The 14,937-nt window shown below is 73.2% G+C and carries 15 protein-coding genes; 7 read left to right on the plus strand and 8 right to left on the minus strand.

Going from position 1 to position 14,937, the window contains the following annotated elements; genetic code table 11:
* Positions 1–128 precede the first annotated feature (128 nt).
* The 3 genes from ACFU9E_RS30010 to ACFU9E_RS30020 all read right to left on the minus strand — a co-directional run bounded on the left by ACFU9E_RS30010 (position 129) and on the right by ACFU9E_RS30020 (position 1,557).
* Positions 129–398, minus strand: coding sequence for a hypothetical protein (locus ACFU9E_RS30010; RefSeq protein ID WP_380685474.1), 270 nt, complete (start codon positions 396–398; stop codon positions 129–131).
* Positions 395–892: an RNA polymerase sigma factor gene (locus ACFU9E_RS30015; RefSeq protein WP_380685477.1), complete on the minus strand. Its 498-nt coding sequence runs from the start codon at positions 890–892 to the stop codon at positions 395–397. The genes ACFU9E_RS30010 and ACFU9E_RS30015 overlap by 4 nt, the downstream gene beginning before the upstream one ends.
* A 197-nt stretch (positions 893–1,089) precedes the next feature.
* Positions 1,090–1,557, minus strand: a complete 468-nt coding sequence (locus tag ACFU9E_RS30020) for an ATP-binding protein (protein WP_380685472.1) — start codon at positions 1,555–1,557, stop codon at positions 1,090–1,092.
* A gap of 152 nt (positions 1,558–1,709) precedes the next feature.
* Between ACFU9E_RS30020 and ACFU9E_RS30025 the strand changes: the two genes are divergently transcribed.
* Positions 1,710–3,056 carry a hypothetical protein gene (locus ACFU9E_RS30025; protein ID WP_380685471.1) on the plus strand — a complete coding sequence of 449 codons (1,347 nt, stop codon included), beginning with the start codon at positions 1,710–1,712 and terminating at the stop codon, positions 3,054–3,056.
* Positions 3,057–3,136: 80 nt separating this feature from the next.
* Here the strand turns inward: ACFU9E_RS30025 and ACFU9E_RS30030 are convergent, their stop codons facing one another.
* Positions 3,137–3,550, minus strand: coding sequence for a VOC family protein (locus ACFU9E_RS30030; RefSeq protein WP_380685469.1), 414 nt, complete (start codon positions 3,548–3,550; stop codon positions 3,137–3,139).
* A gap of 78 nt (positions 3,551–3,628) precedes the next feature.
* Positions 3,629–5,998, minus strand: coding sequence for a hypothetical protein (locus tag ACFU9E_RS30035; protein ID WP_380685467.1), 2,370 nt, complete (start codon positions 5,996–5,998; stop codon positions 3,629–3,631).
* Positions 5,999–6,204: 206 nt separating this feature from the next.
* Here ACFU9E_RS30035 and ACFU9E_RS30040 point away from each other — a divergent pair, with 206 nt between their 5' ends.
* Both ACFU9E_RS30040 and ACFU9E_RS30045 read left to right on the plus strand, forming a co-directional pair.
* Complete coding sequence (locus tag ACFU9E_RS30040) at positions 6,205–6,810, plus strand: NADAR family protein (RefSeq protein ID WP_380685465.1); 606 nt, start codon at positions 6,205–6,207, stop codon at positions 6,808–6,810.
* 190 nt (positions 6,811–7,000) lie between these two features.
* On the plus strand, positions 7,001–8,278 hold the full coding sequence (locus ACFU9E_RS30045; protein ID WP_380685463.1) for a hypothetical protein: 1,278 nt from the start codon (positions 7,001–7,003) through the stop codon (positions 8,276–8,278).
* A 75-nt stretch (positions 8,279–8,353) separates the two neighbouring features.
* Here the strand turns inward: ACFU9E_RS30045 and ACFU9E_RS30050 are convergent, their stop codons facing one another.
* On the minus strand, positions 8,354–9,736 hold the full coding sequence (locus ACFU9E_RS30050) for a glycine--tRNA ligase (RefSeq protein ID WP_380685461.1): 1,383 nt from the start codon (positions 9,734–9,736) through the stop codon (positions 8,354–8,356).
* A gap of 191 nt (positions 9,737–9,927) precedes the next feature.
* Between ACFU9E_RS30050 and ACFU9E_RS30055 the strand changes: the two genes are divergently transcribed.
* The 4 genes from ACFU9E_RS30055 to ACFU9E_RS30070 are packed head-to-tail and all read left to right on the plus strand — an operon-like array spanning position 9,928 to position 13,100.
* Positions 9,928–10,920, plus strand: coding sequence for a metal ABC transporter substrate-binding protein (locus tag ACFU9E_RS30055; protein ID WP_380715500.1), 993 nt, complete (start codon positions 9,928–9,930; stop codon positions 10,918–10,920).
* Positions 10,921–10,933: 13 nt separating this feature from the next.
* A complete protein-coding gene (locus tag ACFU9E_RS30060) occupies positions 10,934–11,713 on the plus strand; it encodes a metal ABC transporter ATP-binding protein (protein ID WP_380289069.1) in 780 nt (259 codons plus the stop codon).
* A complete protein-coding gene (locus ACFU9E_RS30065) occupies positions 11,710–12,654 on the plus strand; it encodes a metal ABC transporter permease (protein ID WP_380689674.1) in 945 nt (314 codons plus the stop codon). Before ACFU9E_RS30060 ends, ACFU9E_RS30065 begins: the two co-directional genes overlap by 4 nt.
* Before the next feature lie 35 nt (positions 12,655–12,689).
* The gene (locus tag ACFU9E_RS30070; RefSeq protein ID WP_380689676.1) at positions 12,690–13,100 is read left to right on the plus strand and encodes a Fur family transcriptional regulator; all 411 of its coding nucleotides are present in this window, start codon (positions 12,690–12,692) and stop codon (positions 13,098–13,100) included.
* A gap of 83 nt (positions 13,101–13,183) precedes the next feature.
* Here the strand turns inward: ACFU9E_RS30070 and ACFU9E_RS30075 are convergent, their stop codons facing one another.
* Both ACFU9E_RS30075 and recO read right to left on the minus strand, forming a co-directional pair.
* Complete coding sequence (locus ACFU9E_RS30075; protein ID WP_380689842.1) at positions 13,184–14,029, minus strand: isoprenyl transferase; 846 nt, start codon at positions 14,027–14,029, stop codon at positions 13,184–13,186.
* 4 nt (positions 14,030–14,033) lie between these two features.
* The gene (gene recO / locus ACFU9E_RS30080; protein WP_355375105.1) at positions 14,034–14,780 is read right to left on the minus strand and encodes a DNA repair protein RecO; all 747 of its coding nucleotides are present in this window, start codon (positions 14,778–14,780) and stop codon (positions 14,034–14,036) included.
* Between the last annotated feature and the right edge of the window lie 157 nt (positions 14,781–14,937).

The raw sequence follows: 14,937 nt of genomic DNA on the forward strand, positions 1-14,937 counted from the left end.
TTTAAAATTTTTTGGGGGGGGGGGGGGGGGGGGGGGGGGGGGGGGGGGGGGGGGGGGGGGCGGGGGGGGGGGGGGGGGGGGGGGGGCGCCGGGGGGGGGGGGGGGCCCCCCCCCCCGCGCCCACGTCCCTACGCCCCCCTGCCCTTCCCCAACTCGCAGCGCCCGTCGACGCACTCACGCCGCAGCCGCCCCCGTGACACCGTCTCCAGCAGTCCGATCACCCAGCACGTCGGACACCCCCGGAAGGCCTGCAGCGCGACCGGCAGCAGGAGCAGCGCCACCGGCCCGGCGAACGGCAGCAGCGCGAACGCCCCCAGCAGCGCGCCGAATCCGACCCCGCCGCGCAGCAACTGCCCGGTCAGCGTCCCGCTCGCGTACCCCGGTCCGCCCGCCTTCACCGCTCCCCTCCGAGCGTGACCGCCCGCACCGAGGCCCGCGCCCGGTGCAGCCGCGACTTCATGGCGGCCGTGCTGAGCCCCAGCACATCGGCCACCGTCCGCCCGCTGAGCCCCTGCACGTCCCGCATGATCAGCACCCGTCGCTGGTCCTCCGGCAGCGCGGCGATCGCCTCCGCGACCCGCCCGGCCTCCAGCCGCCCGAGCACCTCGTCCTCCACCGACCGGTACGACGCCTCCCCGGCCGCCGGACGCTCCCTGAGCACCGAACGCGCCCGCCGCAGGCACTCGTTGCGCACGATCCGGAACATCCAGGAGCCCAGCGCCCCGGTCGCCCGCAGCATCCCGATCTTGCGGTACAGGATGATCAGCGCCTCCTGCGCCGCGTCCTCGGCGTCCTCCGGCGTGGCGCACAGCGAGCGGGCGAACCGCCGCACATGCGGGTGCGCCCCCGAGACCAGCGCGGCGATCGCCTCCACATCCCCGTCCCGCGCCATGGCCACCACCGAGCTCCCCACCCACTCCCGCACCTCAGCCACGCCGCCGACCCCACTTCCGCAGCACGGTCACGCTGCACGTCACGATCAGTGCCACACCGGCCGCCACAGCCACCCAGACCATCACCGGAATCCTCCTCCTCCGCCCCGGCGCTCACCGAAGCCGCCCATAAGAGGCGGCGACCCCGCGGAAGGATTCACCCCGCCCGTGAAACCGGGGCCGGGGTCGGGGTCGGAGCCTGAGCCGGGGCCGGCAGATCCGGCGCGTACGTGAACCAGACCACCTTGCCGGTGCCCGAACACTCCCAGCCCCACCCCTCGGCCAGCGCCTCCACCAGCAACAGGCCCCGGCCGCCGGTGGCTTCGGGCTCCGCCCCGTCGCTCACGAGCGCCGGACGGACGTCCGCGACCTCGACCCGCAGCAGGCCGTTCGCCCAGCGCGCGGTGACGGTACAGCGCTCCCGGGTGTGTTCCACCGCGTTGGCGATCAACTCGCCCGCGCACAGCTCGACTTCCCCCAGGGCCTCCGCCGAGAGCGGCACGCCCCGCTTGCGCGCGCTCTCCACCACCGACCGCCGCGCGGCCACCACCGCCTCCTCGTCAGGCGGGACGGCCCAGGCGCCGAGAACGGGCGATCCGGCCTTCTCCGACAGGCTGATGGTCATGAGGGGCTCCGTCCGGTCAGTGGTGCGCACGGGGCACGAGCGCCTCCGCACGGCCGATGGGCTGACGTACAGTCAACGCGGGTACACGGAGAGGGAGTATCGGCGAAGCTGGTCCGGTCGTTGAACCGGTTGAACGGAGAACGGGGATCGCGATGGCGAGACGACCGCGCACACCCAACACCGCGCTGGCCGCACTTCTCCTCCAGGCGCGTTGGAGCAACGACCAGCTGGCCCGCGCGGTGAACCGGACAGGGGTGGAGGCCGGTCTCGCGCTCACCTACGACAAGTCGTCCGTCTCGCACTGGCTCTCCGGCGTGCGGCCGCGCGCGGAGGTCCACGAGCTGCTCCGGGAGGCCTTCGCGCGCCGACTGGACCGCCCGGTGACACCGGAGGAGACCGGCTTCGGCGAGCACGACCGGCGAGGCGGTCGCACCAGCACACTGTCCGACCTGATGTCGATCGGAAAGGCCGATATGGATCCGTCCCGCCGTGGGGTGCTCGCTGCCGGGCTGTACTCCGTCGCGCTCACCCTGCCCGTGTTCGACGATCCGGAGGCCGCCGAGCGGGCCGCCCGGGCGGGGACGGGCCGGACGGTGCGGGTGGGGGCGGGCGAGGTGGGGACGGTCCGGGCGATGACGGAGCGGATCGCCGGGATCCTCGACGAGCTGGGCGCGGCGCACGCCCGGCCGATGGCGGCCGCGTTCCTGGTCAACTCGGTGGGGCCGTGGCTCCGGGCGGCCGGGAGCGCTCCGGTGAAGGCGGAGCTGCTCGCGGCGGCGGCCGATCTCACCTATCTCACCGGCTGGATGGCGATGTACGAGACGGCCCACGGACTGGGGCAGCAGTACTACGTCCAGGCGCTGAGGCTGGCCCGCGAGGCGCGGGACCACACCACCTACTGCCGGACCCTGCGCGGCATGGCCCTGCAGGCCTCGAACCTCGGCTACGGACCGAGGGCGCTGGAACTCGCGGACTCCGCCGCCGAGGCCGCTCCGGCGGCGGGGCCGCGGCTGCGGGCCTTCCTCGCCGGTCAGCAGGCGCACGGCGCCGCGATGGTGAAGGACCGCCGACAGGCGTTCGCCCGGCTGGCCGAGACCGAGGCGGCGCTCTCCCGCGCGGACGGGCGCAACGACGCCGTCGGCGGCTACGACCAGGCCGCCTTCCACTTCCACGTCTCGCACGTGCTGTACGAACTCGGCGACCTGCCGGGCTCGATCAAGGAGCTCCAGACCTCCACCCGGGCCCGTCCGGGCCACGAGAAGCAGGGGCGGGTGCACGCCAACGGGCTGCTCGCGCGCAGGCAGTCGGAGCTCGGCCACATCGAGGCGGCGTGCGAGACCTGGCACGGCTTCCTCGACGACTACGTGACGCTCAGCTCCGCCCGGGGAGACGAGCACTTCCGCGCCCTCGGCGCCGCGCTGCCCGGCCACGCGCAGATCCCGGCCGTCCGCGGCCTCCGGCAACGCACCCATGACGTGGCCCGCCAGAAGGCCGCTTAGCGCCTGTGCGGGCAACCGGAACCGCCGTGCGGACCGGGTCGCGGAGCGGCGGGGGTGCCAGGGGGACAGGGGCAGGGTGGTCAGCCGAGTTCGGTGAAGAGGGTGAGCTGGAGGGCACCGGGGGCTTCCAGGCGGGAGTTGAGGGAGTTCCAGGGGGTGCGGACCGGCTCGGCGATCACCTCGGCTCCGGCGGCGGAGAGCCGGGCGGTGGTGGCGGTGGCGTCGTCGACCTGGAAGGCGACGCGGAGGTGGCCGGCGACGCGGCGGCCGACCTCGACCTCGTCGATGTAGTCGGCGTGGCTCGGGTCGGCGATCTCCAAGGTGGCGCGGCCGGCTTCGAGGATGGTGACCCGGCCGTCGGGGGAGGCGAAGGCGCCGCGTTCGGGCAGGCCCAGGACGTCGCGGTAGAAGTGCAGCGCCTGCTCGTAGTCGGCGGCGGTGACGACCAGACGGAGTTCGCGCACGGCGGGGATCTCGTCGGACGGCTGGGACACATCGGCTCCTCTGCCGGAAACGGAAGGCGGCCCCACCGACAACTGCGGTGGGGCCGCTTTCATTTCAGGAGCGGGGCGTCAGTGCCGGTGGCTCCGGCGGCGGGAGGCGAGCACGAGGGCCGCACCGCCGAGGACGACGGCGGCGCCGATGCCGCCGATCAGCGCGACCTGGCTGCCCGTCGCGGCGAGGCCGCCGCCGCTGCCCGGCTGCTGCGGCGTGCCGGTGGGGGCCGGGTGGGCGCTGTCGCTACCGGTCGCGGTCGCCGAGGACGAGGCCGAGGCGGAGGACGAGGCGGAGGACGACGGCGAGGTGCTGGGCGAGGTGCTGGGCGAGGCGCTCGGCTCGGTGGAGGGCGAAGCGGAGGGCGAGTCCGTCGGGGACGGCGAGGAGGTGGTCACCGTGACCGTGGCCGTGCACTCCCCCGCCGTCGAGCCGGCCGGGCAGTTGCCACCGGGCCGGTCGGCCACCACGGTGTTGCGCAGCGTGTGGTCCCCGGCGGCCGGGTCCTTCACCTTCACCGAGTACGTCACCCGGGCGCTGCCGCCGACCGGCAGGTCGCCGGTCCAGCCGAGCACCGGCTGGGTGTAGGACACCTTGCCGGCGCTCGCGGTGGCGTCCCCGTTGTAGACGGCGTCGTCGAGGACGGCCGACAGGTCGTCGGTGACGGTCAGCCCGGTGAGCGGCGCGTTGCCGGTGTTGGTGATGTCCACCTGGTACTTCACGGTGTCGCCGGGCAGGGCCTGGGCCTTGTCGGCGCTCTTGGCGAGCCGGTAGCCGGCGTGCTCGGCGACGGTGTTGCGCACGGTGTTGCTGGTGCGCTGCTGGTCGCGGCCGGTCTGGACCCCGCGGTAGGCGAGCGAGGAGGTGTTGTCGAGCTTGGTGCCCGGCGCGAGCCCGGCGTCGACCCGGGCCCGGAAGGAGACGGTGGTCTCGGCGCCCGGTGCCAGGTCGGCGGCTATGCAGGTGACGTTGCGCCCGGAGGCGGTGCAGCCGGGGCCGGAGCCGTCGACGTAGCTGGTGCCGGCGGGCAGCACGTCGGTCAGGGTGACGCCGGTGGCGGTGTCGAGGTCGGCGCTGGTGCCGTCCTTGTGCCGGTTGGCGAGGTTGAAGCTGTAGGTGATCTCGGCGCCGGGGTCGACGGTACCGGGCGGGTTGTTCGTGGTGGAGCCGGCCGGCTGGTTGGCCTTGGTGATCTGCAGGTCCGGTTCCCGGGCGTCGACGGCGAGCCAGACCGCCTGCGGGTGCAGCGCGTCGCCCGCGCCGTTGATCCGGAGCACGGCCTGGTGGCTGCCGCCGGGGATCCTGCCGGTGACGTCGATCATCCGGGCGTCGTAGCCGTAGTTGTTGACCGGAGCGGGCTGGCGGGTGGTGATGTTGCTGCCGGTCCCGTCCGCCGCGACGTGGTCGATCCGGCTGGTGAAGGCGTTGTCGGTGGCGACGCCATTGGGGCCGGGCATCGGCAGCAGCGTCAGGTTGTCGGTCGTGGAGCCGACCAGCAGCTGGTCGCCCTGGATCGGCACGTCGCCGTCGCCGACGGTGACACCCATGGTGGCCGGCGGGGCCGTGGCGGGCGTGCGGATGCCGGAGAGGGTGAGCGTCGCCAGGTTGTCGGGGCTGCGCAGCAGCTGGAAGCCGTCCCAGACCTGGAGGTAGCGCAGCGGCTCCGCCTGGTTCTCGTAGGCGACGACCAGCGACCAGCCGCCCCAGCAGCCGACGTTGTTGCCGCCGTAGTTCTGCGCGGAGGAACGTCCGGCGCACGCCTGGATGTTCGCGACGGTGTAGCTGCCCGGGCCGGCGGCCTTCACCTGGGCGGTGACGTCCTTCACGCCCGCCCCGGCCAGCAGCGGCTCCGGCGGGGTGCCGCCGACCTGCTGGTCGAACCAGTCGTAGGTGTCGGCGGTGAGCTGCTCGTAGGAGGAGCCGCCCGGAACCTTCCAGGACACCTGGTTGCCGGTGTTGATGTCCCCGGAGGTGCCGCCGGCGTTGCTGGTGTTGGTCGGGTTGAACTGCCAGTACAGCCGCGCCGACAGCACCTTGGCCCCGGCCGGGATCTCCAGCTGCGCGGAGGACGCGTTGTTGCCCGGCGCGTTCGGGTCGCTCTTCACGTACTTGGTGCGGTTGTTGTTGGTGCCCTCGGTGTCGTTGCAGACCGAGCCGTCGCTGTCGTCGCACGTCAGCACCGAGTTGGACGCCATGGTGAGGTTGCCGTGTGCGAGCAGATCCACCGTCGGGTCCGGGCCGATCGGCCGCTGGGCGCCCGCCCCGCGAGCGGCCTTGCCCGCGGCCGTGGCGGCCGACGCCGTGGGGGCCACGAGGGCCGCGGACGACGCGAGCACGAGTGCCGAGGCGGCGAGGGCCCCGAGGACCGCCCGGCCGGGCGTGCGCCGGGGCCGGTGTGCGGGTGCCGGGCGTTCCCCGCCGGCGGCGGGAGGCGTGCGGTCTCTCATGGGGGACTCCAGGGATGTTCGAGGGTACGGGAGGGCGAGGGGTCCCTCCCGGCGGAATCGAATCGTGATGATACGTCCGATTTCAACCAGACCCAATAATATGTCACATTCCTTAGTTCATCCCTCAACAGTTTCGCCGCGACCTCAAGCGGCGGGCCGGGAAAACCCGTTGACCGTCCCGGACCCCTTTGTGTCAGCATGACGATATGAGCGACGAACGCACGATCGACCCCGTGGAGACCCGCGACCGCGCCGCGCTGACCGCCGCCGTGGCGGCCGGCGCGGAGCCCAAGTGGCTGATGTTCTGGGGGCATCAGGACCAGCGGGACGGCTCGCTCGGGCCCGGGGTGCTGAGCCAGTGGTGGCCCGACCACCCGTTCACCGTCGACGGCGTCGAGTACGCCACCGCCGAGCACTGGATGATGGCGGGCAAGGCCCGGATGTTCGGCGACGAGCGGACGCTCGCCCGGATCCTCGCCGCGGCGAGCCCCGCCGAGGCGAAGAAGCTGGGCCGCCAGGTCCGGAACTTCGACGACGCGGCCTGGAAGGCCGGGCGGTTCGAGCTGGTCGTCGAGGGCAACGTGGCCAAGTTCGGCCGCCACGAGGAACTCGGCGCCTATCTGCTGTCGACACGTCAGCGCGTCCTGGTGGAGGCCAGCCCGCTCGACCGGATCTGGGGCATCGGCCTGCGCGCCGACAACGAGAGCGCCGGGCGCCCCGCCGAATGGCGCGGCGAGAACCTGCTCGGCTTCGCCCTCATGGAGGCCCGCGCCCGGCTGGCGGCGACCACCGGGACCGCCGCCGCGCGGTGAGCTGTCGGACGGCGCGCCCGCGGGGCACGCGCGCCGGTCGGCTCACCACTTCTGCGCCCCGCGCGCTCCCGGACACCACTCGCAAGCCAGTGGACGCACTGCCGTAACGCCTACGCCGTATTTCGACGCGAGGATGTCTTGCCGTCAGGGCCAAGTTGGACAGGTTGCGGTGATCATGCGTACACGGCACATGGAACAGCCCCTCGCCCCGGACGCGGGCGGCAGTGAGAGCGAGCAGGCGGCTCTCGAACTCAGGGCGCAGCTGGACGAGTTACTGCGTGCCCGGCAGTACGCGGGGCAGCGCGAGCGGCGGCTCGCCGAGGCGCTGCGGGCGCTGCCCGACCGGCAGCGGCCGGACGGCGAGCTGCTGCGGCAGCTGACCCAGGCGCGGACCCTGCGCGAGGGGCTGGGGGCGCGCTGCCTGGAGCTGAGCGACCAGCTGAAGGCGCTGGAGGAGCGGCTGCGGCAGCCGACGCCGCGTCGGTGGATCCCGCGTCAGCCCACCGGCGCGCCCGCCGACCCGTCCACCGGCATGCCCGTCGACGCGCCCCCCGGCACGCCCGTCGGCGTGCCCACCCACGCGCCCACCGACGAGAGCGGACACACCGACGGAAACGGACCCGACGGGAGCCGAGCCGACGGCAGCGGAACGCACGACGCCCGGCAGGCCGCCGCCGCGCAACCGACACCCCCCGCCCCGCCCCGGCGCCGCTCCCCCGCCGAGCTGTCCGCCTTGGCCGAACGCATCACCGCCCTGTACCGCCGGGCCTCCCCGGACGAGGCCGCCGGCATCCTGGACCAGGGCGCCGAGCACCTCACCCCGCAGGACACCGCCCACCTGGCCGCCCTGCTCGCCCGCCGCGGTCCGGCCGGCGCCTCCGTCCAGCTCGTCCGCAGCGCCGTGCACGCCGGACCCAAGCACGCCGCCACCACCCTCGCCGAGCTGCGCGAGGCCGGGCTGGCCGAGGAGGCCGGCGACCTGTTCCACGCGCTCCGCTCCTGCCCGGCCGCCGCCCTGCCCGCGCTGCTGGACGCGCTGGAGCGGGCCGGGCAGCACGCCGACGGCGACACCCTGCTCTGGGAGTGGGGCTCCGCGCCGACCGCCGAGCTGGCCGCGCTGGCCACCGGGCTCTACCGGTCGGACCGCACCGCCGACGCCCGGACCCTGCTGCGCCAGGCCGCCGGCCGGCCCACCGGGGACCTCGCCGCCCTCGCCGTCACCATGGCCCCGCCGCTGCCCGCCCTGCTGCTGGGCGAGCTGCCGGCGCTGCGCCCGCCGGCCGAACTGGTCCGGCTGGCCGCCGCGCTGGCCGGCCGCCCGGACCTCTACGAGTCGCTGCTCACGCCACTGCTCGACGATCCCGTCCGCCACCGCACCACGCTCGCCGCCCTGCGCACGGCCGGCCTGCCCACCACCCCGGCCGGCCGCCCGCGTTCCCGCTGGGGTCGGCGCCAGGGCGCGTCCTAGGTCCCGACCGGAGCAACACGGAGCCCCCGCCCGCCCGGAAAGGGCGGACGGGGGCTCGGTGCGGGCGGACGGACGTCAGCAGCCGATGAGGCGCGCCGCCAGGTAGGACTTCACCTGGTCGAGCGAGACGCGCTCCTGCGTCATGGTGTCGCGCTCGCGCACGGTCACCGCGTTGTCCTCCAGGGTGTCGAAGTCGACCGTGACGCAGAACGGCGTGCCGATCTCGTCCTGGCGGCGGTAGCGCTTGCCGATGGCACCGGCGTCGTCGAACTCGACGTTCCACGCGGTGCGCAGGTCGGCGGCCAGGCCGCGGGCCTTCGGCGAGAGGTCGGCGTTGCGCGACAGCGGCAGCACCGCGACCTTGACCGGGGCCAGGCGCGGGTCCAGGCGCATGCCGACGCGCTTCTCCATGACGCCCTTGGCGTTCGGCGCCTCGTCCTCGAAGTAGGCGTCGAGCAGGAAGGCCAGCAGGGCGCGGTTGAGGCCGGCCGCCGGCTCGATGACGTACGGGAAGTACCGCTCGCCGGACTCCTGGTCGAAGTACTTGAGGTCCTGGCCGGAGGCCTCGCTGTGCACCGACAGGTCGTAGTCGGTGCGGTTGGCGATGCCCTCCAGCTCGGAGAACTCGCTGCCGCCGAAGTTGAAGCGGTACTCGATGTCCACCGTGCGCTTGGCGTAGTGGGAGAGCTTCTCCTTCGGGTGCTCGAACAGGCGCATGTTCTCGGTGCGCAGGCCGAGGCCGACGTACCAGTCCCAGCGCTGCTGGAGCCAGTACTCGTGCCACTGCTCGTCCTCGCCCGGCTTGACGAAGAACTCCATCTCCATCTGCTCGAACTCGCGGGTCCGGAAGATGAAGTTGCCGGGGGTGATCTCGTTGCGGAAGCTCTTGCCGACCTGGGCGATGCCGAACGGCGGCTTCTTGCGCGAGGTGGTCTGGACGGCCTTGAAGTTGGTGAAGATGCCCTGGGCGGTCTCCGGGCGCAGGTACGCCAGGCCGCTCGCCTCCTCGGTGACGCCGAGGTGGGTCTTCAGCATGCCCGAGAAGTCCTTGGGCTCGGTGAACTGGCCCTTGGTGCCGCAGTCCGGGCAGTTGATGTCCTGGAGGCCGTTCGGCGGCGGGAAGCCGTGCTTGGCCTCGTACTTCTCCTCCAGGTGGTCGGCCCGGTGGCGCTTGTGGCAGGAGAGGCACTCGGTCAGCGGGTCGTTGAAGGTCTGGACGTGGCCGGACGCCTCCCAGACCTCGCGGGCCAGGATCACCGACGAGTCGAGTCCGACGACATCCTCACGGGCCTGGACCATCGCACGCCACCACTGGCGCTTGACGTTCTCCTTGAGCTCGACGCCCAGCGGACCGTAGTCCCAGGCGGCACGCGTGCCGCCGTAGATCTCGCTGCAGGGGTAGACGAAGCCACGGCGCTTGCTCAGGCTGACGATCGTCTCGATCTTGTCGGCTGCCACAGTGCTCTCTTCAGTACGTACGGCCCGGTCAGGGCACGGCTGGTTGCGCGTACCCGAATACCTCAGGTTACCGGCCATATGGGTACGGGGTTCAAATCGGTATCGCCGGTACCGGCCCACTCACCGTCACACCTCGTTCACCCGTCCGAGTGATTTGACAATCATTTCCATCTAATCTGAGAATGGTTGTCATGATGATCCGACGACGTGCCCGCAGCGCCATAGCCCTGGGCGCCACCGCCCTCGCCGCCGCCCTCACCCTGACGGCCTGCGGCGACGGCGGTGGCGCCCGGAGCGCGGACGGGAAGCTGAACGTCGTCGCGTCCTTCTACCCGATGGAGTTCCTCGCCTCGACCATCGGCGGCGAGCACGTGAAGGTCACCGGCCTGACCCCCGCCGGCGTCGAACCGCACGACCTCGAACTCACCGCCAAGCAGGTCGGACGCGTCCAGAAGGCCGACGCGATCGTCTACCTCAAGGGCCTGCAGCCCACCGTCGACAAGGCGGTCGCCGACTCCCGCGCCAAGTACCGGATCGACGCCACCGCCGCCGCCCCGCTGGAGGACCACCACCTCCCCGAGGACCACGCGGAGGACGACGGCCACGACCACCACCACGACGAGGCCGCCGGCGACCCGCACATCTGGCTCGACCCGACCCGCTACGCCGCGGTGGCCCGCGGCGTCGGCGACGGCTTCGCCCAGGCCGACCCGGCGCACGCCGCCGACTACCGGCGCAACACCGACGAACTGGTCGGCCGGCTCACCACCCTGGACCAGGAGTTCAAGGACGGACTGAAGGACACCAGGACCCGCACCTTCGTCACCAGCCACGCCGCCTTCGGCTACCTCGCCGAGGCCTACGGCCTCACCCAGGTCGCCATCAACGGCGTCGACCCCGAGTCCGAGCCCACCCCGGCCCGCCTCGCCGACGTCCAGAAGGCCGCCAAGGAGAACGGCGCCACCACGATCTTCTTCGAGACCCTGGTCAGCCCCAAGCTCGCCGAGACCGTCGCCAAGGACCTCGGCCTCAGGACCGCCGTCCTCGACCCGCTGGAAGGCGTCAAGGACCCGGCCAAGGACGACTACCTCACGGTCATGCGGCAGAACCTGGCCAACCTCAGGACCGCCCTGGGCGCCGACGGGAACGCCGCCCCGGACGCCACCGCCACCCCCACCAGCTGACGGGACCACCGGCATGACTCCCCCGACACCCCCGGCCGTCCGCCTGCACGACGCCGTCGCCTCGCGCGGCGGGCGGCCGGTGCTGCGCGGCGTCGACCTCACCGTCCGCCCCGGCGAAGTGGTCGCCCTGCTCGGCGCCAACGGCTCCGGCAAGTCCACCACCGTCAAGGCCGTCACCGGCGCCGTCCCGCTGGAGCGCGGCGGCCTGGAACTCTTCGGCACCCCGCTCGCCCGGTTCCGCGCCTGGCACCGGATCGGCTACGTCCCCCAGCGCACCACCGCCGCCTCCGGCGTGCCCGCGACCGTGCGCGAGGTCGTCTCCACCGGCCGGCTGCCGCTGCACCGGCTGCTGCCGTTCCGCCGCGCCGACCGCACCGCCGTGGACCGCGCGCTGGCCGCCGTCGGCATGCTCGACCGGGCCGGCGACGGCGTCGCCGACCTCTCCGGCGGCCAGCAGCAGCGGGTGCTGATCGCCCGCGCGCTGGCCGGCTCCCCCGACCTGCTGATCATGGACGAGCCGATGGCCGGCGTGGACGCCGCCAGCCAGCAGGTGCTCGCCGACACCCTGCGCGCCGAGGTCGCGCGCGGCGCCGCCGTCCTGCTGGTGCTGCACGAACTCGGGCCGCTGGAGCCGCTGATCGACCGCGCCGTGGTCCTGCGCGACGGCTGCGTCGCCCACGACGGCCCGCCCGTCCCCAACACCGGCCTGCACGCCCTGCCCGGCCACGACCACGTCCACCCGCACGCCGACCACGGCCACGACCACGAACGGATCCGGGGACTGCTGTCATGACCGAGATGCTCAGCTACGACTTCATGCAACGGGCGCTGATCGCCGCCGTCCTGGTCGGCATCACCGCCCCCGCCGTCGGCATCTACCTGGTGCAGCGCCGCCAGGCCCTGATGGGCGACGGCATGGGCCACGTCGCGATGACCGGTGTCGGCCTCGGCTTCATCTTCCAGACCAGCCCGGTCTGGATGGCGGTGCTGGTCTGCGTGCTCGGCGCCGTCACCATGGAACTGGTCCGCTCGCGCGGCAACCAGCGCGGCGACATCGCCCTCGCGATGCTCTTCTACGGCGGCATGGCCTGCGGCAAGCTGCTGGTCTCCAAGTCCGCCCAGGCGGGCGCCGGTTCACTGGAGAGCTACCTCTGGGGCTCCATCCTGACCGTCTCCCCCGCCGACCTGGCCACCATCGCCGCGCTCGGCGCCGTCGTCGTCGCCGTCACCCTGGGCCTGCGCCGCCAGCTCTTCGCGATCTGCCAGGACGAGGACTTCGCCAAGGTCACCGGCGTCCCGGTGCGACTGCTCAACCTGCTGCTCGCGGTGATGGCCGCGGTCACCGTCACCGTCGCCATGCGGGTGGTCGGCCTGCTGCTGGTCAGCGCGCTGATGGTGGTCCCGGTGGCGGCCGCCCAGCAGCTCACCCGCTCCTTCGCCGCGACCCAGGCCGGCGCCATCGCGGTCGGCGTGATCGTCGCGCTGGCCGGCGTCACCGGCTCCTACCAGCTCGACGTGCCCTCCGGCCCGGCCATCGTGCTGCTCGCCATCGCGGTGTTCGCGGTGTTCAGCGCGATCGCCGCACCGCTCGCCCGGCGCCGCCACCGCGGCGCCCCCGACGCCGCCCCGAAGGTCTGCGACGTCCGTCTGCCGGACCCGGAGCCGGCTGCGGCGGGCACCCCGGGCCGGGCCGACGCGGCCACTCCGGCGCCCGGTGCGGGGCTGGCACAATGAGGTGCCAGCCGCCCCAACCACCAGGAGGACCCACGGTGACCACCGCAGGCCCGTCGCCGCGAGCCCGATCGACCCGGCAGCGCGCCGCCGTCTCGGCGGTCCTGGACGAGATCGAGGACTTCCGCAGCGCGCAGGAGCTCCACGACATGCTGAAGCACCGGGGGGACTCGGTCGGCCTCACCACCGTCTACCGGACGCTCCAGTCGCTCGCCGACGCCGGCGAGGTCGACGTCCTGCGCACCGCCGACGGCGAGGCCGTCTACCGCCGCTGCAGCAGCGGGCACCACCACCACCTGGTCTGCCGGCAGTGCGGCGCCACCGTCGAGGTCGAGGGCCCGGCCGTCGAGCGCTGGGCCAACTCGGTCGCCGCCGAGCACGGGTTCAGCGACATCGCGCACACCCTGGAGATCTTCGGCACCTGCGCGGAGTGCGCCAAGAGCGCCTGAACGCGCGCCCGAACGACGACGAGGGCCCGCGGGAGAGTCACCTCCCGCGGGCCCTTCCGCGTACCGGGCGCCGGACGGCGCGCTCAGCGCTGCGCCGGCACCTCGGCGGCCAGCTCGGCCGGCACCTCGTTGGGGATCGCCCCGCCGAACCGGCGGTCGCGCATCGCGAACTGCTCGCAGGCCCGCCACAGATCGCGGCGGTCGAAGTCCGGCCAGAGCACGTCCTGGAACACGAACTCCGCGTACGCCGACTGCCAGAGCAGGAAGTTGGACGTCCGCTGCTCCCCGCTGGGCCGCAGGAAGAGGTCCACGTCCGGCATGTCCGGGTGGTACAGGTACTTGGCGAGGGTCTTCTCGTTGACCTTCTTCGGGTCCAGCCGGCCCGCCGCCACATCGGCCGCGATCGCCGCCGCGGCGTCCGCGATCTCGGCCCGGCCACCGTAGTTGACGCACATGTAGAGCGTGACGGCGTCGTTGTCCCTGGTCTGCTCCTCGGCGACCTGCAGCTCCTGGACGACGCTCTTCCACAGCTTGGGCATCCGGCCCGCCCAGCGCACCCGCACGCCCATCGCGTCCATCTCGTCGCGGCGGCGGTGGATGACGTCCCGGTTGAAGTTCATCAGGAACTTCACCTCGTCGGGTGAGCGCTTCCAGTTCTCGGTGGAGAACGCGTACAGCGAGATGTTCTTCACGCCCAGCTCGATCGCGCCCTTCAGCACGTCCAGCACGACGCCCTCGCCGACCTTGTGGCCCTCGGTGCGCGGCAGCCCGCGCTCCTTCGCCCAGCGGCCGTTGCCGTCCATCACGATCGCGACGTGGTTGGGGACCAGCTCGCCGGGGATCTTCGGGGGCCGGGCGCCGCTGGGGTGCGGGGACGGGGGAAGGTACTCCCGCTGCTTGCCGCCGCCGAAGAGCCGTCGCGCTGCCATGTGCTCACTTCTCCACGTATCTCATCGAGCGGATGCCCCGCTCCAGGTGCCACTGCAGATAGGCCGCGACCAGGCCGCTGCCCTCCCGCCAGTACCTCGGCTCGCAGGCGTCGGCCGTCCGCCAGTCCCCTGACAGCAGCGCCCCGAGCAGTACCAGTGTCTCAGGGGAGGGTACGGCACATCCGGGCACGCGGCAGTCCGCGCACAGGACGCCGCCCGCCTGGAGCGAGAAGAACCGGTTGGGGCCCTCCATGCCGCACTTGGCGCAGATGTCGAAGCTCGCGCCGTACCCGTTGACCGCGAGCGAGCGCAGCAGGAAGGCGTCCAGCACCAGGTGCGACTCGTGCAGCCCGGCCGCCAGCGTGCGCAGGCCACCGACCAGCAGCAGGTACTGCTGGACGGCCGGCTGGCCCTCGTTCTCGGCGAACCGTTCCGCCGTCTCCAGCATGGCCGTTCCGGCGGTGTAGCGGCCGTAGTCGGCCACGATCGGACCGCCGTACGGGGCGATCGTCTCCACCTGGGTGCAGAGCGGCAACCCGCGCCCGATCAGCTCACTCCCCCGGCTGAAGAACTGCACGTCCACGTGCGAGAACGGCTCCAGGCGCGCGCCGAACTTCGACTTGGTCTTGCGCACCCCGCGCGCCACCGCGCGCACCTTGCCGTGGTGGCGGGTGAGCAGGGTGATGATCCGGTCGGCCTCGCCGAGCTTCTGTGCCCGGAGCACCACGCCGTCGTCCCGGAAGAGGCTCATGCGCCCGCCTCGCCGCAGCGGGCCCCCGACAGCGCGGCCTCGAACAGTGTGGACATCCCACCATTGTCCCCCAGCCGTCGCACCCCGACGGACAGCCGTGTGCCCGCACCGGGCCGTGGGGGGTCGCCGAGCGGTGCGGGTCACGGCGGGCCCCGGG

It is taken from the genome of Kitasatospora sp. NPDC057595, from assembly GCF_042800875.1.
Lineage (GTDB): Bacteria > Actinomycetota > Actinomycetes > Streptomycetales > Streptomycetaceae > Kitasatospora.

Coding starts and splice junctions, on each gene's coding strand:
- ACFU9E_RS30025 (WP_380685471.1), top strand. CDS start 1,710: ATGGCGAGACGACCGCGCACACCCAACACCGCGCTGGCCGCACTTCTC.
- ACFU9E_RS30055 (WP_380715500.1), top strand. CDS start 9,928: ATGATGATCCGACGACGTGCCCGCAGCGCCATAGCCCTGGGCGCCACC.
- ACFU9E_RS30045 (WP_380685463.1), top strand. CDS start 7,001: ATGGAACAGCCCCTCGCCCCGGACGCGGGCGGCAGTGAGAGCGAGCAG.
- ACFU9E_RS30060 (WP_380289069.1), top strand. CDS start 10,934: ATGACTCCCCCGACACCCCCGGCCGTCCGCCTGCACGACGCCGTCGCC.
- ACFU9E_RS30065 (WP_380689674.1), top strand. CDS start 11,710: ATGACCGAGATGCTCAGCTACGACTTCATGCAACGGGCGCTGATCGCC.
- recO (WP_355375105.1), bottom strand. CDS start 14,780: ATGAGCCTCTTCCGGGACGACGGCGTGGTGCTCCGGGCACAGAAGCTC.
- ACFU9E_RS30075 (WP_380689842.1), bottom strand. CDS start 14,029: ATGGCAGCGCGACGGCTCTTCGGCGGCGGCAAGCAGCGGGAGTACCTT.
- ACFU9E_RS30035 (WP_380685467.1), bottom strand. CDS start 5,998: ATGAGAGACCGCACGCCTCCCGCCGCCGGCGGGGAACGCCCGGCACCC.
- ACFU9E_RS30040 (WP_380685465.1), top strand. CDS start 6,205: ATGAGCGACGAACGCACGATCGACCCCGTGGAGACCCGCGACCGCGCC.
- ACFU9E_RS30015 (WP_380685477.1), bottom strand. CDS start 892: ATGGCGCGGGACGGGGATGTGGAGGCGATCGCCGCGCTGGTCTCGGGG.
- ACFU9E_RS30020 (WP_380685472.1), bottom strand. CDS start 1,557: ATGACCATCAGCCTGTCGGAGAAGGCCGGATCGCCCGTTCTCGGCGCC.